Origin of the sequence: Lysobacter silvisoli, from assembly GCF_003382365.1 — a bacterium.
Lineage (GTDB): Bacteria > Pseudomonadota > Gammaproteobacteria > Xanthomonadales > Xanthomonadaceae > Lysobacter > Lysobacter silvisoli.
Map to the genome: position 1 here is coordinate 45,666 of NZ_QTSU01000002.1, position 22,027 is coordinate 67,692.

Annotated in this window: 23 protein-coding genes; 12 read left to right on the forward strand and 11 right to left on the reverse strand. The window is 70.3% G+C overall.

The genetic code is table 11. The annotated features are described in order from the left end of the window. The first annotated feature begins 5 nt into the window (after positions 1-5). Positions 6-1,319, forward strand: coding sequence for an MFS transporter (locus DX914_RS11470; RefSeq protein ID WP_115859269.1), 1,314 nt, complete (start codon positions 6-8; stop codon positions 1,317-1,319). A gap of 41 nt (positions 1,320-1,360) precedes the next feature. On the opposite strand, the gene DX914_RS11475 is transcribed toward DX914_RS11470, so the two are convergent. Genes DX914_RS11475 through ubiH form a run of 3 tightly spaced genes read right to left on the reverse strand, consistent with a single transcriptional unit; the run spans position 1,361 to position 4,147 of the window. Continuing rightward, complete coding sequence (locus DX914_RS11475; RefSeq protein WP_147300656.1) at positions 1,361-1,687, reverse strand: hypothetical protein; 327 nt, start codon at positions 1,685-1,687, stop codon at positions 1,361-1,363. A 7-nt stretch (positions 1,688-1,694) separates the two neighbouring features. After that, positions 1,695-2,888 (reverse strand): FAD-dependent oxidoreductase, encoded by a 1,194-nt coding sequence (locus tag DX914_RS11480; RefSeq protein WP_115859271.1) that lies wholly within the window; start codon positions 2,886-2,888, stop codon positions 1,695-1,697. After that, on the reverse strand, positions 2,885-4,147 hold the full coding sequence (gene ubiH, locus DX914_RS11485) for a 2-octaprenyl-6-methoxyphenyl hydroxylase (protein WP_115859272.1): 1,263 nt from the start codon (positions 4,145-4,147) through the stop codon (positions 2,885-2,887). The genes DX914_RS11480 and ubiH overlap by 4 nt, the downstream gene beginning before the upstream one ends. Positions 4,148-4,300: 153 nt before the next feature. Between ubiH and DX914_RS11490 the strand changes: the two genes are divergently transcribed. From DX914_RS11490 to DX914_RS11540, 11 genes are all read left to right on the forward strand, one after another. Beyond that, positions 4,301-4,885 carry a hypothetical protein gene (locus DX914_RS11490; protein ID WP_115859273.1) on the forward strand — a complete coding sequence of 195 codons (585 nt, stop codon included), beginning with the start codon at positions 4,301-4,303 and terminating at the stop codon, positions 4,883-4,885. A gap of 19 nt (positions 4,886-4,904) precedes the next feature. Then, positions 4,905-5,459: a cob(I)yrinic acid a,c-diamide adenosyltransferase gene (locus DX914_RS11495; RefSeq protein WP_115859274.1), complete on the forward strand. Its 555-nt coding sequence runs from the start codon at positions 4,905-4,907 to the stop codon at positions 5,457-5,459. A 2-nt stretch (positions 5,460-5,461) separates the two neighbouring features. Next, a complete protein-coding gene (locus DX914_RS11500) occupies positions 5,462-6,370 on the forward strand; it encodes a histone deacetylase family protein (protein ID WP_115859275.1) in 909 nt (302 codons plus the stop codon). A gap of 109 nt (positions 6,371-6,479) precedes the next feature. Further along, entirely contained in the window at positions 6,480-8,432 is a 1,953-nt protein-coding gene (locus tag DX914_RS11505; protein ID WP_115859276.1) for a S9 family peptidase, read from the forward strand. Positions 8,433-8,624: 192 nt separating this feature from the next. Then, complete coding sequence (gene lptD / locus DX914_RS11510) at positions 8,625-11,132, forward strand: LPS assembly protein LptD (RefSeq protein WP_115860134.1); 2,508 nt, start codon at positions 8,625-8,627, stop codon at positions 11,130-11,132. Then, entirely contained in the window at positions 11,129-12,487 is a 1,359-nt protein-coding gene (locus DX914_RS11515; RefSeq protein WP_115859277.1) for a peptidylprolyl isomerase, read from the forward strand. Before lptD ends, DX914_RS11515 begins: the two co-directional genes overlap by 4 nt. Position 12,488: 1 nt before the next feature. After that, the gene (gene pdxA / locus DX914_RS11520; protein WP_115859278.1) at positions 12,489-13,478 is read left to right on the forward strand and encodes a 4-hydroxythreonine-4-phosphate dehydrogenase PdxA; all 990 of its coding nucleotides are present in this window, start codon (positions 12,489-12,491) and stop codon (positions 13,476-13,478) included. Further along, positions 13,475-14,302 (forward strand): 16S rRNA (adenine(1518)-N(6)/adenine(1519)-N(6))-dimethyltransferase RsmA, encoded by an 828-nt coding sequence (gene rsmA / locus DX914_RS11525; protein WP_115859279.1) that lies wholly within the window; start codon positions 13,475-13,477, stop codon positions 14,300-14,302. The genes pdxA and rsmA overlap by 4 nt, the downstream gene beginning before the upstream one ends. Before the next feature lie 69 nt (positions 14,303-14,371). Continuing rightward, entirely contained in the window at positions 14,372-14,755 is a 384-nt protein-coding gene (gene apaG, locus DX914_RS11530; RefSeq protein ID WP_115859280.1) for a Co2+/Mg2+ efflux protein ApaG, read from the forward strand. A gap of 19 nt (positions 14,756-14,774) precedes the next feature. Beyond that, the gene (locus DX914_RS11535) at positions 14,775-15,638 is read left to right on the forward strand and encodes a symmetrical bis(5'-nucleosyl)-tetraphosphatase (RefSeq protein WP_115859281.1); all 864 of its coding nucleotides are present in this window, start codon (positions 14,775-14,777) and stop codon (positions 15,636-15,638) included. After that, on the forward strand, positions 15,635-16,318 hold the full coding sequence (locus DX914_RS11540) for a DUF1287 domain-containing protein (protein WP_115859282.1): 684 nt from the start codon (positions 15,635-15,637) through the stop codon (positions 16,316-16,318). Before DX914_RS11535 ends, DX914_RS11540 begins: the two co-directional genes overlap by 4 nt. A gap of 736 nt (positions 16,319-17,054) precedes the next feature. Here DX914_RS11540 and DX914_RS11545 read toward each other — a convergent pair. The 8 genes from DX914_RS11545 to DX914_RS11580 form a co-directional block, all read right to left on the reverse strand. Beyond that, on the reverse strand, positions 17,055-17,561 hold the full coding sequence (locus tag DX914_RS11545) for a dihydrofolate reductase (protein WP_115859283.1): 507 nt from the start codon (positions 17,559-17,561) through the stop codon (positions 17,055-17,057). Beyond that, entirely contained in the window at positions 17,561-17,998 is a 438-nt protein-coding gene (locus DX914_RS11550; protein WP_115859284.1) for a DoxX family protein, read from the reverse strand. The genes DX914_RS11545 and DX914_RS11550 overlap by 1 nt, the downstream gene beginning before the upstream one ends. A gap of 55 nt (positions 17,999-18,053) precedes the next feature. Further along, the gene (locus DX914_RS11555) at positions 18,054-18,596 is read right to left on the reverse strand and encodes a DUF2059 domain-containing protein (protein WP_158549262.1); all 543 of its coding nucleotides are present in this window, start codon (positions 18,594-18,596) and stop codon (positions 18,054-18,056) included. A 78-nt stretch (positions 18,597-18,674) separates the two neighbouring features. After that, positions 18,675-19,202, reverse strand: a complete 528-nt coding sequence (locus DX914_RS11560; protein WP_115859286.1) for a hypothetical protein — start codon at positions 19,200-19,202, stop codon at positions 18,675-18,677. Then, positions 19,184-19,729 (reverse strand): hypothetical protein, encoded by a 546-nt coding sequence (locus DX914_RS11565; RefSeq protein WP_115859287.1) that lies wholly within the window; start codon positions 19,727-19,729, stop codon positions 19,184-19,186. Before DX914_RS11565 ends, DX914_RS11560 begins: the two co-directional genes overlap by 19 nt. Then, a complete protein-coding gene (locus DX914_RS11570) occupies positions 19,726-20,520 on the reverse strand; it encodes a thymidylate synthase (protein ID WP_115859288.1) in 795 nt (264 codons plus the stop codon). Before DX914_RS11570 ends, DX914_RS11565 begins: the two co-directional genes overlap by 4 nt. A 2-nt stretch (positions 20,521-20,522) precedes the next feature. Continuing rightward, positions 20,523-21,404, reverse strand: coding sequence for a prolipoprotein diacylglyceryl transferase (lgt, locus tag DX914_RS11575; protein ID WP_115859289.1), 882 nt, complete (start codon positions 21,402-21,404; stop codon positions 20,523-20,525). Between the two features lie 121 nt (positions 21,405-21,525). After that, on the reverse strand, positions 21,526-22,014 hold the full coding sequence (locus tag DX914_RS11580; RefSeq protein WP_115859290.1) for a TPM domain-containing protein: 489 nt from the start codon (positions 22,012-22,014) through the stop codon (positions 21,526-21,528). Between the last annotated feature and the right edge of the window lie 13 nt (positions 22,015-22,027).

Below are 22,027 nucleotides of genomic sequence, written 5' to 3' on the forward strand. Positions count from 1 at the left end.
CCACGATGATCGCCACTCCCGCGACGACCGCCGCGCCCACCGCCCGCGCCCTGGGCCGCAAGGACCTGCGCACGCTGATGCTGGCCGCGCTGGGCGGCGCGCTGGAGTTCTACGACTTCGTGATCTTCGTGTTCCTCACCGAGAGCCTGCGCCAGCTGTTCTTCCCGCCGGACATGCCCGGCTGGCTGTCCACGCTGCAGGTCTACGGCATCTTCGCCGCCGGCTACCTGGTGCGGCCGATCGGCGGCATCGTGATGGCGCACTTCGGCGACCGCTCCGGGCGCAAGCGCATGTTCACCCTGAGCGTGTTCCTGATGGCGGTGCCGACGCTGGCCATCGGCCTGCTGCCGGTGTACGCGCAGATCGGCATCGCAGCGCCCTTGCTGCTGCTGGCGCTGCGCATCGTCCAGGGCATCGCCATCGGCGGCGAAGTGCCCGGCGCCTGGACCTTCGTCGCCGAGCACGTGCCGCCGCAGCGGGTCGGCTTCGCCTGCGCCAGCCTGTCGGCGGGGCTCACCGCCGGCATCCTGATCGGCTCGCTGATCTCGGCCGCGGTCAACACCTGGTTCGCGCCGCAGCAGGTGCTGGACTGGGCCTGGCGCCTGCCGTTCCTGATCGGCGGCGTGTTCGGTTTCTTCGCCGTATACCTGCGCCGCTGGCTCAGCGAAACGCCGGTGTTCGTGGCCATGCGCGAGAGCCGCCAGCTGGCGCAGGAGCTGCCGCTGAAACAGGTGCTGCGCCGCCACGGCGGCGCGGTGGCGCTGTCGATGCTGGTGACCTGGCTGCTGACCGCGGCGATCGTGGTGATCATCCTGATGACGCCGACCATCGTGCAGCAGCGTTTCGGCATCGCCCCGGCGCAGGCCTTCCTGGGCAACAGCCTGGCCGCGTTCTGCCTGACCCTGAGCGCGGTGGCCGCCGGCCTGCTCGCCGACAAGCTGGGGCGCGGTCGCGCGCTGCTGATCGGCGCGATCGGCGTGCTGCTGAGCAGCTATGCGCTGTACTACGACCTCAACCACGGCGCCGAGCATTTCCTGCTGATGTACGCGCTGGCCGGCACCTTCGTCGGCGTGGTCGGGGTGATCCCCACGGTGATGGTGGCCGCGTTCCCGCCGCCGGTGCGCTTCTCCGGACTGTCGTTCTCGTACAACGTGGCCTATGCGGTGTTCGGCGCGACCACGCCGACCTTGCTGGCCTCGCCGTGGATGCGCGGGTTGGGCGGCATGGCGCCGGCCTACTACGTGATGGCGGTGGCGCTGATCGGGGTGGCGGTGGCGTTGTATCTGATCGTGAAGCGGCCGCCCGACTACGTGGGCTGAGTCGGTCACCGCGACACGCAGGTTCGTGTCGCGCGATGCCGCTAGAAGGTCGCGCAGGTCAGCACGAAGAAAACGAAGAAGATCCACAGCCCCAGCAGCCACACGGCCAACATCCCCAGCAATCCCAGCAGCAGCCTCCACAGACGCTTTAGCCGTTGTCTGCCGGCACTGGCACGAAAGCTCACGACAGGTATCGCCAGACCGCCCAATCCGAACGCCAACAGCGTCAGCCAGGCCAGCGCGGTCGCGCCCCAGGAGGGTCCGTCGGGATTCGGCGGGCATTGCTGCATCGCCCAGACCCATGTCGGCCAGGGATAAGCGAGCGCAGCAAGACGGCGCACGACGCGCTGGCGCTTGGCCTGGGCCAAGACGCCGTTACACTCCCGCCGCGCGGCGCCAAAACGCATGCGTGACCGGCGGCAAACGGCCGGCCAGGCCGAGCAGCGGGCCGCGCAGCAAGGTCGCGGCGACCGCGTCGTTGGAGAACAGACGGTTGAGGCCGTCGAAACCGTAGGCGGCCAGCGCGTTCTCGCTGCGGCGTTCGCGCTCCCAGCGTTGCAGCCGCGCGGCGCCGCCGATGTCGGCGCCGCGCAAACGCGCAGCGGCGAGCACCCCGCGCAGGGCGGACACGTCGCGCAGGCCCAGGTTGACGCCCTGCCCCGCCAGCGGATGGACCACGTGCGCGGCGTCGCCGACCACGGCCACGCGGCCGCCCACGTAGGTCTGCGCCAGCTGCCGGCGCAACGGGAACGCGGCGCGGCGCGAAACCGCCGTCAGCGCGCCCAGGCGCTGGCCGAAGGCGTGGCCGAGCTCGCGCAGGAAATCGGCATCTTCGGCCTGCAGCAAACGTTCCGCCTCGGCCTCGGGCAAGGTCCAGACGATGGAACTGCGCCGGTCGTGCGCGCCCGCGTACGGCAGGAACGCGATCGGTCCGCTGGGCAGGAAGCGTTGCCAGCACGTGGCCTGGTGCGGCCGTTCGTGATCGATGTAGGCGACCAGGCCGCGCTGGCCGTAGTCGTGCGCGGGTGCTTGGATGCCGGCCAGCGCGCGCAGGCGCGAATCGGCGCCGTCGGCGGCCAGCACCAGGCGCGCGCGCAGGCGGCTGCCGCTGTCCAGCAGCACCTCGGCACTGTCGCCATCGTCGGGCTGTTCCAGGCCGGTCACCTGTTCCGGGCAATGCAGGCGCACGCCAGCCGCGGGCAGCGCCGCCCACAAGCGGTCCACCAGCAGGCCGTGTTCGACGATCCAGCCCAGCTCGCGACGGCCGAAGGCATCGGCCTCGAACGCCAGCTCGCCGCCGCCGGCCGCATCCCACACCCGCATCGCGCGGTAAGGCTGGGCGCGCGCGGCCAACACGCCGCGCCACACGCCCAGGTCGTCGAGCAGGGCGCCGTTGTCGGGCGCGAAAGCGTACACGCGCAAGTCCGGCGCGTCCTCGCGCCAGCGCGGCGGCTCGCGGCTTTCGACCAGGGCGACGTCCAGGCCGTCGCGCGCGAACGCGAGCGCGGCCGCGGCGCCGACCACGCCGGCGCCGACCACCACCACGTCCAGCGGGCCACGCCGGCTCATGCGCGCGCTCCGCGGCAGAGCGCCGGCACGTCGCCGCGATACCCCATGGCGCCGCCCACCAGCCAGGCCTGCGCCGAGGGCAGGCGGTCGGCCGCGAACAGGCCCAGGCTGCGCAGCGGCCGCAGCAGCGGCGATTCGTTCGAAGTCACCCGCGCCAGGCCGTCGGAGAAGGCGATGGTGCGCTCGCGGTCTTGCGCACGGCGACGCTGGTAATCGGCCAGCAGGCCGGCGCCGCCGCAATCGGCCGCGGCATCGTCGGCGCGCGCGGCGGCGATCAGTTCGGCCAGGGTCAAGGCGTCGCGCAGGCCCAGGTTGAAACCCTGCGCGCCGATCGGATGGATGGTCTGCGCGGCATTGCCGACCAGCACCGCGCGCGCGGCGGTGCAGCGCTGCGCGAGCACGCGCTGGGCCGGATAGGCGCTGCGGGCGCCGCAGGCCAGGAAGCGTCCCGCGCGCCAGCCGAAGGCGTCCTGCGCATGCGCCAGGAACGCCGCTTCGTCCATCGCAGAGACGGCGTCGGCGCGCTCGCGCAGCACGCCGTGGACCAGACCGTAATGGCCGTCGCCGCGCGGCAGCAGCGCGGTCGGGCCGCCTTCGTCCAGGCGTTCGTAGGCGGTGCCGTCGGGTGCGCGCTCGGCGCGCAGCCGGGTCACGAACAGGGTCTGGCCGTAATCGTGTTCGTCGGCGGCGATGCCCAGCGCCTCGCGCACGCCGCTGCGGGTACCGTCGGCGGCCACCAGCAGGCGCGCGCGCAGCACGCGCTCGCCGCCGGCATCGGCCACCCGGATCGCACGCGCGCCGTCGTCGTCCTCGGCCAGGCCGACGAAACGCACCGGCCGGTAGCGCAGCAGCTGCGGCAGCTCGGCCAGGCGCGCTTCCAGGGCGTCGCCGAAATCGCGCGCCACCACCACCCGGCCGAATTCGTCGCGGCCGTAGCGCTGCGCGTCCAGCAGGCTGCGGCCGAAGTCGCCACGGCGGCTGATGTGGATGCGGCGGATCGCCCCGGCCGGCGCGCGCAGCTTCTGCAGCACGCCCAGGGCGCCGAGCGCGTTGACCGTGGCCTCGGCGAAGCTGAGGTTGCGCTCGTCGAACACCGCCGGCAGCGCGCCGGGCGGCGCGGCCTCGACCAGGCCCACCTGCAGGCCCTGGCCCTGCAGGGCGATCGCCAGGCTGGCGCCGACCAGGCCGCCGCCGACGATCAGCACGTCGTGCAGGATCTGCGCGGGGTCGCCGGCGGGTGCGGAAGCATCGTGATTCATGCGTTCATGATACGGCGGCCAGCGCTACGAGGGCGTTTCCAGGCCACCGATCCGGCGCCGGAATCGAGCCCCGGGCCACGAATCGGGCGTTTTGCCCGCAGGTTCCTTAGAATGTGCGGATCGACGCGCCAGCCCGGCGTCCGGAGCCCCGCCATGAAGCCCAACACCCAACGCAGTCTGATCCTCGCCCTGCTCGCCGCGCTGATGCTGGCCACGCGCGTGAACCATTGGGCGCCGATCCCGGATGCGTCCTGGGCGGTGTTCTTCCTCGGCGGCTTCTACCTGCGCGGCTGGACGCGCTGGGCCTTCCCGCTGCTGATGGCGCTGGCGGTGGCCGTGGACTACGCCGTGATTACCCGCCAGGGCCTGAGCTTCTGGCAGCACTACTGCGTGTCGGCCGCTTACTGGTTCCTGGTGCCGGCCTATTTCGCCATGTGGGCCGGCGGCCTGTGGGTCGCGCGCGGCTACAGCCGCCGCTGGAACGACCTGGGCCGCGCGGTGGTCGCGCTGCTCGCCTCGGTGCTGATCTGCCAGCTGCTGAGCCAGGGCAGCTTCTACTGGCTGTCGGACTCGGTCGCCAACAAGACCGTGGCCGGCTGGGCCGCCAACTACGCCCAGTGGCTGCTGCCTTACCTGCAGACCGCCGCCACCTACGTCGGCCTGGCCGCGCTCGCGCATGCGATCGCGGTGGCCGCGAGCAAGAGCGGCGCCGACGTCCGCGACGTCTCCAAGCGCTAAGCGCACGCCGCGCGACGCGATGGGCAACCGCCTCTCCAAGATCTACACCCGCACCGGCGACGACGGCAGCACCGGCCTGGGCGACGGCAGCCGCGTGGCCAAGGACTCGGCGCGCGTCGACGCCTACGGCACGGTGGACGAAGCCAATTCCTGCATCGGCCTGATCCTGGCCAGCGAATTGCCGCAGGCCGTGCGCGACCAGCTGGTCGCGATCCAGCACCAGATGTTCGACCTGGGCGGCGAGCTGTGCATCCCCGGCCACGCCGCCATCTTCGACGCCGACATCGACCGCCTGGAGCAGTGGCTGGACGGCCACAACGACGACCTGCCGGCGCTGAAGGATTTCATCCTGCCCGGTGGCGGCGAAGCCGCCGCGCGCTGCCACATCGCCCGCACCGTGGTCCGCCGCGCCGAGCGCGAGACGGTGGCGCTGTCGCGCATCGAAACCGTGCGGCCCGAAGCCGTGCGTTATCTCAACCGCCTCTCCGACCTGCTGTTCGTGCTGGCCCGCGTGCTCGCCCGCGCCAGCGGACACGGCGAGGTGCTGTGGAACCACGAGCGCCGCAAGGGCTAGCCGTGCGCGTCTACACGCATCCGGCCTGCACGCGCCACGACCCGGGTCCGGGCCATGCCGAGCGGCCGCTGCGCCTGGTGGCGGTGACCGAGGCCCTGCGCGAGGCCTACACCGGCCTGGAATGGTTCGAGGCGCCCAGCGCCAGCCGCGGCCAGCTGCTGCGCGCCCACGACGACGCCCTGCTTGCCCTGGTGCTGGACACCGCGGTCGACGGCCCCATGCACCTGGACCCCGACACCGTGCTCGCGCCCGGCTCGGCCGAGGCCGCGCTGCGCGCCGCCGGCGCCGGCGTGGCCGCGGTGGACGCGGTGCTCAAGGGCGAAGACCGGCGCGCGTTCTGCGCGGTGCGCCCGCCCGGCCACCACGCCACCGGCTCGGTGGCCATGGGCTTCTGCCTGTTCAACAACATCGCCGTGGCCGCCGCCCACGCCTGCGACAAGCACGGCCTGGCGCGGGTGGCGGTGATCGATTTCGACGTGCACCACGGCAACGGCACCCAGGCGATCTTCGACACCGACCCGCGGGTGATGTACGTCAGCTCGCACCAGATGCCGCTGTACCCCGACACCGGCTACGCCGACGAGCGCGGCGTGGGCAACATCGTCAACGCGCCGCTGCCGCCGGGCGCGGGCAGCGAGACCTTCCGCAAGGTCTGGCGCGAGCGCCTGCTGCCGGCCATCGACTCCTTCCGCCCGCAGCTGGTGCTGATCTCGGCCGGCTTCGACGCCCACCGCCGCGACCCGCTGGCGCAGCTGGAACTGGACGGCGACGACTACCGCTGGATCACCGCCGAACTGGTCGCCATCGCCGACAAGCACGCCCAGGGGCGGGTGGTGTCGATGCTGGAAGGCGGCTACGACCTGGCCGCGCTGCGCGAATGCGCGGTCGCGCACGTGGGCGCCCTGCTGTAGGACGCGATCGTCGCGGTAGGATGCGGCGACAACCGCATCGCCGCGAATGCCCGGCAATCGGGATCGTGCGGTCGCGCCCCGCCTCTGTCGCCACTACAAGGACCGTCCCATGCACCGCTCCGGTTTGCTGCGCACCCCGCTCGCCCTGGCCCTGGCGCTGGCCGCGCTGGGCCAGATCGCCCCCGCCGCGGCGCGCAGCCCCGCCCCCCCGGCAACCGCCGCCGCGCTGCCGTCCAAGCAATACCGCATCGAGGATTTCATCGACACCGTCGGCGTGGCCGGCGCCTCGTACTCGGCCGACGAATCCAAGCTGCTGTTCTCCTCCAACAAGAGCGGCATCTGGAACGTCTACTCCATGCCCGCCGACGGCGGCGAATGGACCCCGGTCACCCGTTCCACCACCGACAGCACCTATGCGGTGGCCTACTTCCCCGACGACGACCGCGTGCTGTTCACCCGCGACCAGGGCGGCAACGAACTCAATCACCTGTACGTGATCGATCGCGACGGCGCCGAGCGCGACCTCACCCCGGGCGACAAGCTCAAGGCCTCCTTCGCCGGCTTCAGCCACGACGGCCGCCACTTCTACGTCAGCAGCAACGAGCGCGACCCCAAGGTCTTCGACCTGTACCGCTACAGCAGCGCCGACTACCGGCGCGAGCTGGTCTACCGCAACGAGGGCGCCTACCAGCTCGGCCCGATTTCCAACGACGAACGCTGGCTGTCGCTGGCCAAGCCCACCACCACCAACGACGCCGACCTGTTCGTGGCCGACCTCAAGAGCGGCCAGGCCACCAAGGTCTCCGAACACTCCGGCGAGGCCCAGTTCACCGGCCAGGACTTCAGCCCCGACAGCCAGTGGCTGTACTACACCGCCAACGACCAGGGCGAGTTCGCGCAGGTGCGCCGGGTCCAGGTGGGCACGTGGAAGCACGAGCCGGTGCAACAGGCCGACTGGGACATCGTCGCCAATTACTTCTCCCACAACGGCAAGTACCGCGTGGTCGCGATCAACCAGGACGGCAGCACCGCGATCCAGGTCTACGACCATGCCAGCGGCCAGCCGGTGGCCCTGCCCAAACTGCCCGCGGGCGAGATCCGCAACGTCAGCATCTCGCGCTCGGAAAAACGCATGGCGTTCTATCTCAACGGCGACCGCCAGCCCAACGACCTGTACGCGCTGCGTTTCGGCGAGCAGCCCAAGCAGCTGACCCGCTCGCTCAACCCGGCCATCGCCGCGGCCGACCTGGTCGATTCGCAAGTGGTGCGCTTCAAGAGCTTCGACGGCATGTCGATCCCCAACATCCTGTGGAAGCCGCACCAGGCCAGCGCCCAGGCCAAGGCGCCGGCGCTGGTGTGGGTGCACGGCGGCCCGGGCGGACAGACCACGCGCGCGCACAGCGCGGTGATCCAGTTCCTGGCCAACCACGGCTACGTGGTGCTGGGCATCAACAACCGCGGCAGCTCCGGCTACGGCAAGACCTTCTTCGCCGCCGACGACGGCAAGCACGGCCGCGAGCCGCTGCAGGACACGATCTCGGCCAAGCGGTACCTGCAATCGCTGGACTACGTCGACCCCGAGCGCATCGGCATCATCGGCGGCAGCTACGGCGGCTACATGACCGTGGCCGCGCTGGCGTTCCACCCGGACGAGTTCAAGGCCGGCGTGGACATCTTCGGCGTGACCAACTGGCTGCGCACGCTGGAAAGCATTCCGCCGTATTGGGAGAGCTTCCGCCTGGCGCTGTACAAGGAGATCGGCGACCCGGCCACTCAGCGCGATTTCCTGATCGCGACCTCGCCGCTGTTCCACGCCGACAAGATCAACAAGCCGCTGATGGTGCTGCAAGGCGCCAACGACCCGCGCGTGATCAAGCCCGAGTCCGACGAGATCGTGGCCGCGGTGCGCAAGAACGGTGTCCCGGTGGAGTACGTGGTGTTCGACGACGAGGGCCACGGCTTCAGCAAGAAGAAGAACCAGATCGAGGGCTACGGCAAGATCCTGAACTTCCTCGACACCTACCTGAAGGGCGACGGCAAGGCGCGCGGCGCCCAGCCCTGATCCACAGGCGAGCGATGCCCCAGCGCCCGGCCGCAGCGGCCGGGCGCTGTCGTTTCGGGCCGCGCAGGCCTTCCGGGCGCGCGGGCGCGAGCGCGCAAGATGAACAAGGCGGGCCCGCGGACCGCTTTCGCGTTGCCCGTCCGCGGGGGATGGGGCAAGCTAACGGCCGATTTTCTGCCCTCGGATGGCCGCGTGCGCAAACCCCTACGCCTGCTCCCGTTGTCGCTGTGCATCGCCATCGCGCTGCCCGCCCAGGCCGCCGGCGAGGACGACGAGAACTGGGGCCTGTGCCCCATCGAGGACGTGGTGCCGGCCTTCACCGACGCGCCCACGCCCACCGGCACCGCCGACCAGCGCACCGCGGCGCCCACCGACATCGACGGCGGCACCCTGGAACGCGCCGGCACCGACGAGAACATCGTGGTCCAGGACAACGTGCGCCTGAGCCGCGGCGACCAGTTCCTGGGCACCGACAAGCTTTCCTACAACGAAGGCAGCGGCAAGTACACCGCCGAGGGCAACGTGCGCTACCAGGACGGCGGCATGCGCATGACCGCGCAGCGCGCCTCCGGCGACCAGAACGCCGACACCCACCGCATCGAGGACGTGCAGTACCAGCTCACCCAGCGTCGCGGCAACGGCGGCGCCGAACGCATCGACCTGGCCGGCGCCCGGGGCAAGCTGGTGGGCTCCACCTATTCCACCTGCCCGCCCAAGCAGCGCGTCTGGGAACTGCGCGCGCGCCAGATCGACCTGAACACCGACGAAGGCATGGGCGTGGCCCACAACGCCACCCTGCACATCGGCAAGGTGCCGGTGCTGTACGTGCCCTGGTTCAAGTTCCCGATCGACGACCGCCGCCGCACCGGCCTGCTGTACCCGGCCATTTCCATGTCGGGCAAGAACGGCTTCGACTACAAGCAGCCGATCTACCTGAACCTGGCGCCGAACTACGACGCCACCCTGTACCCGCGCATCATGGCCAAGCGCGGCGGCGCGTTCGGCGGCGAGTTCCGCTGGCTGTACCCGGAGGGCAAGGGCGAGCTGTACGCCAACTTCATGCCCAGCGACAACCTGCCCGGCGACCGGCCCTCGCGCTATTTCGACTACGCCAACGTGCCGCTGCGCCCGGAAGAACTGCCCGACAAGAACCGCGGCCAGTTCTCGCTCAAGGCCAGCCACAGCCTGGACGCCAACTGGTACGCCGCCACCAACCTGGCCTGGGTCAGCGACAAGTACTACCTGCAGGACTTCAGCAACAGCCTGTACGGCGTGTCGGCCTATTCGATCCGCAGCGACATCGGCCTGTACGGCCGCGGCCGCCACTGGGAGGCCTCGGTGATGGCCGACCGCTACCAACTGGCCGACTACACCCTGACCGAACGCAGCCTGCCCTACGACCGCCTGCCGCGCGCGACCTTCCGCTGGGCGCAGCCGTTCGGCAACTGGTTCGAGGCCGGCGTGGACTCGGAGCTGGTGCGCTTCCAGCACGCCGACGAGATCCTGCGTTTCGCCCAATCCGACGGCAAGCGCGTCTCGCGCGACGTGGCCATGCCCGGCGGCAGCCGCTTCGACGTAAAGCCCTACATCTCGTTGCCCCTGGAAGGCGCGAGCTGGTTCATCCGGCCCAAGCTGGCCTGGCGCTACACCGCTTACGAGCTGGAAACCTCCAAGGCGCGCGAGCTGGCGACCGTCAACGCCCAGGCCTACGCCGCCCAGCAGGGCATCCCCTACACCCCGGCCCTGGACGCGCGGTTCTACGACAAGTCGCCCAACCGCAGCCTGCCGATCACCTCGGTTGACGCCGGCCTGTACTTCGACCGAGACACCACCATCGGCGGCGACCGCTACCTGCACACCCTGGAGCCGCGCGTGTTCTACCTGCGCGCGCCCTACCGCGACCAGAGCGCGCTGCCGATCTTCGACACCGACCCCATGACCTTCTCCTGGGGCCAGCTGTTCCGCGACAACCGCTACACCGGCGCCGACCGCCAAGCCGACGCCAACCAGCTGACCGTGGCCCTGACCTCGCGCCTGATCAGCGAGGACGACGGCCGCGAACGCCTGTCGGCCAGCATCGGCCAGATCCAGTACTTCGACGACAGCCGGGTGACCGTGCCGGGCGAAAGCCCGATCGAACAGGGCAAGTCGGCCTGGGTCGCCGACGTCAGCGTTTCGCCCAACGACCGCTGGACCATCAACGGCACCTACCAGTACAACCCCAAGTTCCGCGGCCAGGACCTGGCCAGCATCCGCGCGCGCTACCTGTTCGGCGACGCCGGCATCGTCAACCTGGCCTACCGCTACCGCCGCAATCCGGTGGACCGCAAGAAGGACCTGCTGGAGCAGGCCGACCTGTCGTTCCTGTACCCGATCAACGAGAACTGGAGCGTGGTCGGCCGCTACTACTACTCGCTGCTGGACAAGAAGGCGCTGGAACAGATCGCCGGCGTGCAGTGGGAAAGCTGCTGTCTGGCCGTGCGCGTGGTGGCGCGCCGCTACCTGCGCGACCGCACCGGCGATCTCAATAATTCGCTTCAGGTGGAGTTCGAGCTCAAGGGCCTAGGCTCCGCCGGACAGAACACGGAGCGGGTCTTGCGCCGTGCTATCCTCGGCTACGATCGCGACGATCTCTATCTGGTCCCGCCCTCGTCCGTGACCCGCGGCCAGACCGATCCCACCCCCGACCCGACCCTATGAAGAAACTATTCGCGTGTGTCCTGGCCGCTGGCCTGTCCAGCGGGCTGTTGCTGCCTGTCGGCGCGGCGTCCGCCCAGGAAGTTCAGCCGATCGACCGCATCGCCGCGGTGGTGGACGAGAACGTGGTCCTGAAGACCGAGCTGGACCGTGCCGTGGCCAACATCCTGGCCCAGTACGCCGGCCGCGAAAACCAGCTGCCGCCGCGCGACGTGCTCGAGCGCCAGGTGCTGGAGCGCCTGATCCTGTTGAAGATCCAGGTCGCCTACGCCCAGGGTTCGGGCATCCGGGTCACCGACCAGGAAATCGACCAGGCCATCGGCAACATCGCCCAGCAGAACCGCATCAGCGTCGAGCAGCTGCGCCAGCAGCTGGCCCGCGACGGCGGCACCTACGCCGACTTCCGCACCTCGATCCGCGACGAACTGCTGACCCAGCGCCTGCGCCAGCGTTTCGCCCAGACCCGGGTCGCGGTCAGCGACGCCGAAATCGACGCCGCCTTGGCCGCCCAGGCCAACTCCGGCACCCAGTACCACCTGGCCCACATCCTGGTCGGCCTGCCCGAAGGCGCCACCGCCGAGCAGATCGCCACCGCGCAGAAGAAGATCGAGGGCGTGAAGGCCCTGATCGACAAGGGCGAGATGGACTTCGCTGCCGCCGCGGTGCGCTACTCCGACAGCCCCAACGCCCTGGAAGGCGGCGACCTGGGCTGGCGCAGCCTGGACGAAATCCCCAACGCCTTCGCCGACCTCATGCGCGGCATGAGCGCCGGCCAGGTGACCGCGCCGATCCGCGGCCCCAGCGGCTTCCAGCTGCTGAAGCTGGTGGAAACCCGCGACGCCTCGCAGGCCGCGCCGAGCATGGTCACCCAGTACAAGGCCCGCCACATCCTGATCCGCACCAGCGACACGGTGACCGACGCCCAGGCCAAGGCCAAGGCCGACACCCTGCGCGCGCGCCTGGCCGGCGGCGCCGACTTCGCCGAGGTGGTCAAGGAAAGCGAAGACCTGAACTCGCGCGGCAAGGGCGGCGACCTGGGCTGGTTCACCCAGGACGAGTTCGGCCCCGAATTCGGCGGCGCGGTCGCCGCGCTGCAGGACAACCAGATCTCGCAGCCGATCCGCACCCCGGCCGGCTGGCACATCGTCGAGCGCACCGGCAGCCGCCAGACCGACGTGGGCGACCGCAACCGCCGCGCCCAGGTCCAGGAGACCATCGGCCGGCGCAAGCTCGAGGAAGAGTGGAACCGCTTCCTGCGCGAGCAGCGCGGCGAAGCCTTCGTCGACGTGCGCATCGGCAAGGCCGCGGCCGCCGACGCTCCCGCCGCACCCGCCACCCCCGCTCCCAGCGGCGGCTGAGGTGACCCCGCCCCGGCTCGCGCTGGTGCCGGGCGAGCCGGCCGGCGTCGGGCCGGAGCTGTGCCTGCGGCTGATCCAGCGGCCGCGCGATTACGCCCTGACCGCCTACGCCGACCCGCGCAGCCTGCAGGCCGCGGCCCAGGCCCTGAACCTGCCGCTGAAGCTGCTGCCGCCGGACCAGCCGGCGCTGCGGCCGGGCGAGCTGTCGCTGGTCGAAGTGACCCAGGCCAGCGTCCCCGACTGGGGCCAGCCCGACCCCGCCAACGCCGCGGCCGTGATCGGCGCCCTGCGCCAGGCCGCCCAAGCCTGCCTGGACGGCGAACTGGAAGGCCTGGTCACCGGCCCCGTGCACAAGGCCGCGATCAACGCCGGCGGCATCCCCTACACCGGCACCACCGAACTGCTGGCCCAGCAGGCCGGCTGCGAGGTGGTGATGATGCTGGCCAACGACATCGTGCGCGTGGCCCTGGCCACCACCCACCTGCCGCTGCGCGCGGTCGCCGACGCGATCGCGCCCGAGCCGCTGGCGCGCACCCTGGGCATCGTCGCCGCGGCCCTGCGCGCCGACTTCGGCGTGGCCGAGCCGGCCATCGCCGTGCTCGGCCTGAACCCGCACGCCGGCGAGTCCGGCCACCTGGGGCGCGAGGAGATCGAGGTCATCGAACCGGTGCTGGCCGCGCTGCGCGCCCAGGGCCTGAACCTGATCGGCCCGCTGCCCGCCGACACCGCCTTCCTGCCGGCCAAGCTGCGCGGCTACGACGCGGTGCTGGCCATGTACCACGACCAGGGCCTGCCCGTGCTCAAATACAGCGGTTTCGAGCGCGCGGTGAACCTGACCCTGGGCCTGCCCTACCCACGCGTGGCCGTGGACCACGGCACCGCCCTGGACCTGGCCGGCAGCGGCCGCGCCGACCCGTCCAGCCTGATCGCCGCAGCCGACACCTGCGCCCGCATCGCCCGCAACCGCCGCCCGCAGGGAGCACCGCCATGACCGGCACGGCCAAGGCCCACGCCAAAGGTTTCACCGCCGAGGCCAAGAAGCACCTCGGTCAGCACTTCCTGCACGACCGCGGCATCATCGCCATGATCGTGCAGGCGGTGGATCCGCAGCCCGGCGACCGCCTGGTCGAGATCGGCCCCGGCCAGGGCGCGATCACCTTCCCGCTGCTGGACCGCCACGGCGAGCTGACCGTGATCGAGTTCGACCGCGACCTGATCTTCCCGCTGACCGAGGGCGCGCGCGCCCATGGCACCCTGGAAGTGATCCACCGCGACGTGCTGACCGTGGATTTCGGCGCCCTGGCGCATAACGGCGGGCCGATCCGCCTGGTCGGCAACCTGCCCTACAACCTGTCCTCGCCGATCCTGTTCCATGCCCTGGAACACGCGCCGGCGATCGTGGACATGCACTTCATGCTGCAGAAGGAGGTGGTGGACCGCATGGCCGCCGGCCCCGGCAGCAAGGTCTACGGCCGGCTCGGGGTGATGCTGCAGGCCTATTGCCAGGTCACCGCGCTGTTCGATGTGCCGCCGGCCGCGTTCCGGCCGCCGCCGAAGGTGGATTCGGCCGTGGTCCGGCTGGTGCCGCGCGCGCCCGAATCCATCGGCATCGACGATCACCCGCGCTTCGCCCGCGTGGTCCGCGACGCCTTCGGCCAGCGCCGCAAGACCCTGCGCAACGCCCTGTCGCAGCTGTGCGACGCGGCCGCGATCGAGGCTGCGGGCCTGCGCCCGGACGCGCGCGCCGAGCAGATCGAGGTGGCGGATTTCGTGCGCCTGGCCAACTCGCTGAAGCAGCTCCCGCCCGAAGCCTGAGCGCCGCCGCGCACCTGTGGCGGTTGCGCTCATTCCCGCTTCATGCCCGCATTGCTTACACTGCCGGGCATGGAACACCGCCACGACTACGCCATCGACATCGCCGTCGCCACCCGCTACCTCGACGACCAGTCCGAGCCGGGCCGCGACCGCTATGTGTTCGCCTACACCATCAGCATCCGCAACGCCGGGCGCGTGCCCGCGCGCCTGCTCTCGCGCCACTGGGTCATCACCGACGCCAACGGCAAGGTGCAGGAGATCGAGGGCGAAGGCGTGGTCGGCGAGCAGCCCTGGCTGCGCCCGGGCGAGGACTTCGAATACACCTCCGGTGCGGTGCTGGAAACCAGCCTGGGCACCATGGAGGGCAGCTACGCGATGGTCGCCGACGACGGCACCCGCTTCGAGGCGCCCATTCCGGCCTTCACCCTGACCGTGCCGCGCACTTTGCACTGACGGCAGGGAAGATCAGGACATGAGCGTCTGGGCCATCGGCGACCTGCAAGGCTGCTACGACCCCACCCAACGGTTGCTGGAGCGGATCGGTTTCGATCCCGCCCGCGACACCCTGTGGTTCTGCGGCGACCTGGTCAACCGCGGCGGCCAGTCGCTGGAAACCCTGCGCCTGGTCCACTCGCTGCGGGCCAACAGCGTAGTGGTGCTGGGCAACCACGACCTGTCGCTGCTGGCCATCGGCGAGCGCCGCGAGGAAGAGCAGCGCAAGGTCAATCCCGACCTGCAGCGCATCGTGCTGGCCGAGGACCGCGACGAACTGCTGGGCTGGCTGCGCATGCAGAAGCTGGTGCACACCGACCGCAAGCTGGGCTGGATGATGGTGCACGCCGGCCTGGCGCCGAAGTGGACCACCCAGCTGGCCGAGCGCCACGCGCGCGAAGTCGAGGAGCGCCTGCACAGCGACCAGTACCCGCGCCTGCTCAAGAACATGTACGGCGACCGCCCGGCCTGGAACCCCAAGCTGGCCGGGATCGACCGTCACCGCGCGATCATCAACATCTTCACCCGCCTGCGCTATTGCACCCCGCGCGGCCGCATCGCGTTCGAGGACAAGGGCAGCCCCGGCACCCAGCCGGCCGGCCTCTACCCCTGGTACGAAGTGCCCGGCCGGGTCGAGCGCGACCTCAAGATCGTCTGCGGCCACTGGTCCACCCTGGGCCTGTTCGTCGGCCACGGCGTGCACGCCATCGACACCGGCGCGGTCTGGGGCGGCAAGCTCACCGCGCTGCAGTTGGACACCGACGAGCTGCGCATCGTCCAGGTGCCCGGCCGCGACGTGCCGGCCAACCCGCCCAAACCGCGGCCGACCCGGCCCAGCGCATGAGCCGGGCGGCGGCCGCGTGGCAACGCGCAGTCGCCGTGCTGGCGCTGGCCGCGGCGTGCAGCGCCTGCGGCGAGCGTGCGCCCACCGCGCAGGCGCCGGCGACCGCGCCGACGGCCGCAAAGCGGGCGCCGCCCGCGCCCGCGGTCCCCACCCATCCGCTGGTACGCGCCGCGCGCGCGCAGGTCGGCGTGGTGAACTACTACGATCCGACTTACGTGCGCCTGGACTACCCCGGCGGCGACGTCGCCGCCGACCGCGGCGTATGCACCGACGTGGTCATCCGCGCGCTGCGCACCCAGGGCCTGGACCTGCAGCAGGCGCTGCACGAAGACATGCGCGCGAACTTCGCCCGCTACCCGCAAAGCTGGGGCGCGCGCGGCACCGACCGCAACATCGACCACCGCCGCGTGCCCAACCTGCGCCGCTGGTTCGAACGCCAGCGCTGGCAACTGCCCGCCAGCGAACGCGCCGCCGACTACCAGCCCGGCGACTTCGTCACCTGGGACCTGGGCAACGGCGTCCCCCACATCGGCATCGTCTCCGACCGCAAATCCTGGGAAGGCGACCCGCTGATCCTGCACAACATGTCGCGCGGGACGGAGGAAGGAGATTTGTTGTTCGTGTATCCGATCACCGGGCATTACCGACCGAAGTTGGAGACGGTGGCTAGCGTTCGGTAGCGGCATGACTAGGCGGGCGTCGCGAGCTGCGGCTGCGCGCGCCCTCACCCCAACCCGCACCCCGGCCCGACCGCACAGCGGTCGGGCGTTCAGTGCAGCGCGAGCCCATGGCTCGCAAGCGCTGCCCCTCACCCCGTGAACGGGAGAGGGGCTAAAGCACAAGCGGCGCCGGATGCATCCCCTCTCCCGTTTACGGGAGAGGGTTAGGGTGAGGGGGTGAGCGCGCGGCGCGAATGCTCTTGACCCTCGCTCGGGCCCCGAACTCGCCGTCCCAACAGCAGACCCGGAGGGCGGCGCACAGGAAGTGCGCCGTTTTCCGCTCGGGCAGGAGGCCCGATCGGAAAATCCCCGCGCACGCATCGCTCTCGCAGGGGAGCTCTGTCCAAGGACAGCGTTTTTCTTTGGTGACTTTCTTTTGACGCTTATCAAAAGAAAGTGACCCGGCCGCTTGCGGACGGAAGCGGTTGCTGTTGCTCCTGAGCAAAGGCGAAGAGCAAATCCCCCTCAATCCCCCTCAACAAAGGGGGAAGACAAGCAAAGGCGGAAGCAGGGGAAATGAGGGTTGCGACGTAGGTGCGGATTCGCGGTCGCAGCTTGCGCAGCTCCTACAGGGAGCTCGAAAGGCTTGTCGCAGATGTGGACTCGCGGTCGCGGCTTACGCCGCTCCTACCCCAAAGCGAACGGCGCTGTGGGGTGTGGGACTCAGCTCTACCGCAGGGTAGCCAAGGCTGTGCGCCTATGCGTCCATCCCCAGCCGCGCGTAGTCCACGAACTCGAACGCATGTGCATGGCGCTCGTCCGCCGCATGCGCCTGACGCCCCAGCACCCGCCATTCCTGCTCGTCGAAACGCGGGAAGTACGCGTCCGCCCCTGCGACTTCCGTGTCCACATAAGTCAGATGCAGATGCGTCGCCACCGGCAGGCACAGCGCATAGATCTCGCCGCCGCCGATCACGCACAGCTCCGTAGCGCCCTCGGCGCGGGCCAGGTCCAGCGCCTGCGCCACCGACTCCAGCGCCTGCATGCCCTCGAACGGCACCTGGCCCGAACGCGTGAGCACTAGGTTGCGCCGGCCCGGCAGCGCACGGCCCAGCGACTGCGCGGTCTTGCGGCCCATCAGCACCGGCTTGCCCAGGGTCAGCGCCTTGAAGCGCTTGAGATCGTTCGGCAGCCGCCAGGGCAGTTCGTTGCCGCGGCCGATGCCGCGCGCGCGGTCCAGCGCCGCGATCAGCGATACGCGCATCACGGCCTACGCCGCCAGACGCGGTCCAGCGAATAGCGGCCCGGGCCTGCGAACATCAGGCACAGACCCGAAGCGACCAGGATCAAGGCCGGGAACGCGCCGGGGTACGGCAGCTTGGAATCCACCATCCACACCGCGACGGTGAAATTGATCGCCACCACCAGGCCGGCGAAACGCGTGCACAGGCCCAACACCAGGGCCAGGCCGCCGAAGAACTGACCGATCACCGACAGCACCGCACAGAACAGCGGGAACGGAAAACCGTGGTGGACCATGAAGTCGCGGAACTCCAGCATCCGCGCCCACGAGAACACGTTGTCCTGGGTCATTAACATCAGATGCGCGCCCACCGCCACACGCAGGATCAGCAGGCCCAGGTCGGCGCGGCGCGCGCAGGCGTCCTCGACCGCGTTGTGCCACTTGGCTATCGCCAGCATTCGGCCACCTCGCTAAGGAAGGCGCCGCCGCATGCGGCAGCGGCGCCGGGCAGGCTTACTTCTTCTTGCAGGTCAGCATGACCGGTACCAGCTTGGTGACCATGTCGGTCATCATCGCCTGGAACGCCGGCGCCTGGTCCATCTTGTCGGTCATCTGGTCGATCGCGCGCTCCACGTCCACGTTCGCGGCCTGGCTGTGTTCCAGGAAGGACTTGCCGGCCGGCGTGGCGACGAAGGCCAGGAACGCGTCCAGGTCGGCCTGGCTCAGGCGCTTGCGCATCGCGTCCTTGATTTCCGCTTCCAGCTCGGGCGAGTGGAAGTACTCGCTGATCGCCTTGCGGAACTCGTTCTTGGAGAAATCGTCGATCGCCTTGCCCAGCGCCGGGCAGGCCTTGGCCTCGGGCTTGGACGCGGCGCCTTCGCGGAACTTCTCCGCCAGCTCGTCGATGTTGAGCTGGTCGATCTGATGGCCGTAGGTGAGGTCGTAGTAGCGATCCAGCACGGCTTCGTACTGCGGCGAGGTCGCCGCCTGCGCGCCGCCCGCGCCCAGCGTCATGGCCAGCGCCAGCGCGCCGGCGTAAAAAACCTTGTTCGACATTGCTGCTTTCCCCTGTGTTGAACTACCGCTTGCGCGGCGCGCCATCGTGGCCCGCCGCTCCCCTGAACCAGTCCGGTTTCAACCCTCGTCGCGGGCCTGGCATTGCTTCAGCAAGGCCTGGCTGCGTAGCGCCGACTCGGCGATCACCTTCATCACCCGCGGGTCCTGCGCCAGGCGCTGCTGGAAGTCGGCGCTGAGCTGCTCGAAGCGCTCGCCCATCTTGCGCGTCTGCTCCGGCGTACTCGGCGGGTCGCCGCCGTCCGCGGCGATCTTGAGCTGATCGGCGTCGAAGACATCGACCAGGATCTGTTCCATCCGGTCGCGCATTTCCGTGCTGAAGAACAGCTCCATCACCAGGGGCGTGGCGTCGCGCTCCAAATCCGTGCGCATTTGCCGCTCGGCCTCCACGCAGCCGCCGAAATCGGAGGTGTCGGCATTGGCGATGCCCTCGGCGAAGGCCTTCTTGGCCATTTCGCCCATCATCGGCCGCGCACGCTCGAACGCCGCGCGCGCCAAGGCGCGTTCGTCCTGCGCATGCGCGGGCGCGACCAGCAGGCCGACCAGCAAGGCCGCGAGCGCGGCCGGAATCAGGGTGCGGTGCCGCATGAAAACTCCATTCGCTTGATCGCTTCGAACATCGCCGCATCCAAGCCGAAACCGACCGGCCGCTCGTAACGCAGCACCGCCATCTTCTCGCCCGACAACACCATCCACATGGTCCGGGCCAGTTCCGGCCCGAGCACCGAATCCATGCGGTAAGCGCGGCGGCCGCCCAAGGTTTCCCAGCTGCCGGGCGAACTGTCGCGCTGCGTCAGCACCGGCGCCACGCCGGTCATCAGCGCCTGCAGGCCCTGCTCGGTGCGCAGGTCCGGCGGCGCGCTCACGCACATCTGCAGCAGCAGCGCATCGCCGGGCTGGCCGTCGCGCACCGAGCGCAGGGCCTGACTGCTGCGACGGCCGTTGCCGGCGACTTCCAGCTGCGGCGCGTCGGCGTCGAATCCGATCGGCAGCGCGAAGCGCCCCGCCGCCCCATCGGCCATGGCCGGCCCCGCCGCATCCAGCGCACCGTTGCCGGCGGCCAGCACCAGTGCCAGCGCCGCGGCGATGCAGCTCAGGCGCACCGGCCAGCTCATACCGCCACAGGCGCCTTGATCGCCGGCAACGGGTCGTAACCTTCGATCGCGATGTCCTCGTAGCGGAAACCGAACAGGTCGGTCACCTGCGGATTGAGCTTCAGCGTCGGCAACGCGCGCGGCTGCCGCGACAGCTGCTCGCGCGCCTGCTCGTAGTGGTTCGAATACAGGTGCGCGTCGCCCAGGGTGTGGACGAAGTCGCCCACGCCCAGCCCGCAGACCTGCGCCACCATGTGGGTGAGCAGGGCGTAGCTGGCGATGTTGAACGGCACGCCCAGGAAGATGTCGCCGCTGCGCTGGTAGAGCTGGCAGCTGAGTTTTCCGTCGGCCACGTAGAACTGGAACATGGTGTGGCAGGGCATCAGCGCCATGCGCGGCAGGTCGGCCACGTTCCACGCGCTGACGATCAGGCGGCGCGAATCGGGGTTGCGCTTGATCTCGTCCACCACCCAGCGGATCTGGTCGATCTCGATCCCGTCGGCGCCAGCCCAGCGCCGCCACTGCTTGCCGTAGACCGGGCCCAGCTCGCCGTCGGCGTCGGCCCATTCGTCCCAGATGCTGACCTTGTTGTCCTTCAGGTAGGCGATGTTGGTCTCGCCCTGCAGGAACCACAGCAGCTCGTGCACGATCGAGCGTAGGTGCAGCTTCTTGGTGGTGACCAGGGGGAAGCCCTGGTTGAGGTCGAAGCGCAACTGCCAGCCGAACACGCTGCGCGTGCCGGTGCCGGTGCGGTCGGCTTTCTCGCTGCCGTGCTCGAGCACGTGGCGCAGCAGGTCCAGGTATGGGCGCATGCTCAGCCCTTGGCCGCGTCGGCGGCCGGCAGCGGTTGCAAGGTCGGCGCGCGGCGCGAACGCCACAGCCAGTACAGGCCCAGCAAGATCAGCGGCACGCTCAGCAGTTGGCCCATGGTCAGCCAGCCGAAGGCGATGTAGCCCGGTTGCGCGTCGGGCACGCGCACGAACTCGACCAGGAAGCGGAACACGCCGTACAGCAGCGCGAACAGGCCCGACACCGCATAGCGCGGGCGCGGCTTGCTCGAGTACCACCACAGCAGCACGAACATGGTCAGACCTTCCAGCGCCGCCTGGTACAGCTGCGAGGGATGGCGGGCGAAGGCGTTGAGCGCGCCGGCGGCGTACTGCTCATGGATCTGCTGCAGGTTCAGGTGCGCCAGCTCCGGCGCGCGCGGGAAGATCACGCCCCAGCCGGCGTCGGTGGGCTTGCCCCAGAGCTCGCCGCCGATGAAATTGCCGAGCCGGCCGAAGCCCAGGCCCGGCGGCACCAGCGGCGCGATGAAGTCGGTGACGTCGAAGAAATGCAGGCGGTGCTTGCGCGCCCACCACAGGATCGCGGCGAGCACGCCGAGCAGGCCGCCGTGGAAGCTCATGCCGCCTTCCCAGATGCGGAACAGCATCACCGGATCGCGGATCAGATCGCCGAAGGCGTAGAACAGGATGTAGCCGATGCGCCCGCCCAGCACCACGCCGAGCATGGCGTAGAACAGCAGGTCGCCGTAGGCCTGGTCGCTGACCCCGGGCAGGCGGCCGGCGCGCACCCGGCGCTGGCCCAGCCACCAGGCCAGGCCGAAGCCGATCAGGTACATGATCCCGTACCAGTGCACTTGCAGCGGGCCCAGGTGGACGGCGATCGGATCGATCTGGTGCAGGTAGATCATGCGTCGGTGCGGCCCGGCGGTCTGGGGATGCCGTTATTGTGCCCGAGGGGGATGGCGCGTGCCTTGCCCGGCGCCGGAACGCTGCGAACCGTTGCGCCATGCGGCGGCCGGCCCGGCCGGCTCAGAGGATATGCGGCAGGTCCGGCAGTTCGTTGACGTCGTGCTCGCCCTCGCCGCGCGGGTAGTGCTGGGCCAGCAGCGCCGACAGCGCCTCCACGCCGGCCAGCACCGCCGCCTCGGCCTCGCCCGCGCGCAGCCGGTCCTCGACCAGCTGGCAGACGCCGCGCCATTGCTCGGCGCTGACCCGGCCGTCGAAACCGCGGTCGGCGACCACCTCGATGCGGTGATCGGCCAGCAGCAGGTACAGCAGCACGCCGTTGTTGGCCTGGGTGTCCCAGACCCGCAGCTGGGCGAAGGCGTGCAGGGCCGCCTCGCGCGCCTGGCGCCCGGCCCAGACCGCGCCGGCCGGCAAGCCGGCTTCGACCGCGAAGCAGATCTCGCCGCTGTGGCGCAGTTCGCTGGCGGCGATGGCCGCGGCGATGCGGCGCAGGCTTTCTTCGGGGAACAGGCGCCGGGCCGAAGGCGCGAACAGGTGTTTGAGCAGACGCATGGGCGCGGCCTCC

Excerpts from the sequence above, each read along its gene's own strand:
- ubiH (WP_115859272.1), bottom strand. The coding sequence starts at position 4,147 with ATGAATCACGATGCTTCCGCACCCGCCGGCGACCCCGCGCAGATCCTG.
- DX914_RS11550 (WP_115859284.1), bottom strand. The coding sequence starts at position 17,998 with ATGCTGGCGATAGCCAAGTGGCACAACGCGGTCGAGGACGCCTGCGCG.
- DX914_RS11480 (WP_115859271.1), bottom strand. The coding sequence starts at position 2,888 with ATGAGCCGGCGTGGCCCGCTGGACGTGGTGGTGGTCGGCGCCGGCGTG.
- DX914_RS11505 (WP_115859276.1), top strand. The coding sequence starts at position 6,480 with ATGCACCGCTCCGGTTTGCTGCGCACCCCGCTCGCCCTGGCCCTGGCG.
- lgt (WP_115859289.1), bottom strand. The coding sequence starts at position 21,404 with ATGATCTACCTGCACCAGATCGATCCGATCGCCGTCCACCTGGGCCCG.
- DX914_RS11540 (WP_115859282.1), top strand. The coding sequence starts at position 15,635 with ATGAGCCGGGCGGCGGCCGCGTGGCAACGCGCAGTCGCCGTGCTGGCG.
- DX914_RS11570 (WP_115859288.1), bottom strand. The coding sequence starts at position 20,520 with ATGCGCCCATACCTGGACCTGCTGCGCCACGTGCTCGAGCACGGCAGC.
- DX914_RS11535 (WP_115859281.1), top strand. The coding sequence starts at position 14,775 with ATGAGCGTCTGGGCCATCGGCGACCTGCAAGGCTGCTACGACCCCACC.
- rsmA (WP_115859279.1), top strand. The coding sequence starts at position 13,475 with ATGACCGGCACGGCCAAGGCCCACGCCAAAGGTTTCACCGCCGAGGCC.
- DX914_RS11560 (WP_115859286.1), bottom strand. The coding sequence starts at position 19,202 with ATGCGGCACCGCACCCTGATTCCGGCCGCGCTCGCGGCCTTGCTGGTC.
- DX914_RS11555 (WP_158549262.1), bottom strand. The coding sequence starts at position 18,596 with ATGTCGAACAAGGTTTTTTACGCCGGCGCGCTGGCGCTGGCCATGACG.
- DX914_RS11515 (WP_115859277.1), top strand. The coding sequence starts at position 11,129 with ATGAAGAAACTATTCGCGTGTGTCCTGGCCGCTGGCCTGTCCAGCGGG.
- DX914_RS11490 (WP_115859273.1), top strand. The coding sequence starts at position 4,301 with ATGAAGCCCAACACCCAACGCAGTCTGATCCTCGCCCTGCTCGCCGCG.
- DX914_RS11545 (WP_115859283.1), bottom strand. The coding sequence starts at position 17,561 with ATGCGCGTATCGCTGATCGCGGCGCTGGACCGCGCGCGCGGCATCGGC.
- DX914_RS11470 (WP_115859269.1), top strand. The coding sequence starts at position 6 with ATGATCGCCACTCCCGCGACGACCGCCGCGCCCACCGCCCGCGCCCTG.
- DX914_RS11495 (WP_115859274.1), top strand. The coding sequence starts at position 4,905 with ATGGGCAACCGCCTCTCCAAGATCTACACCCGCACCGGCGACGACGGC.
- DX914_RS11580 (WP_115859290.1), bottom strand. The coding sequence starts at position 22,014 with ATGCGTCTGCTCAAACACCTGTTCGCGCCTTCGGCCCGGCGCCTGTTC.
- apaG (WP_115859280.1), top strand. The coding sequence starts at position 14,372 with ATGGAACACCGCCACGACTACGCCATCGACATCGCCGTCGCCACCCGC.
- DX914_RS11565 (WP_115859287.1), bottom strand. The coding sequence starts at position 19,729 with ATGAGCTGGCCGGTGCGCCTGAGCTGCATCGCCGCGGCGCTGGCACTG.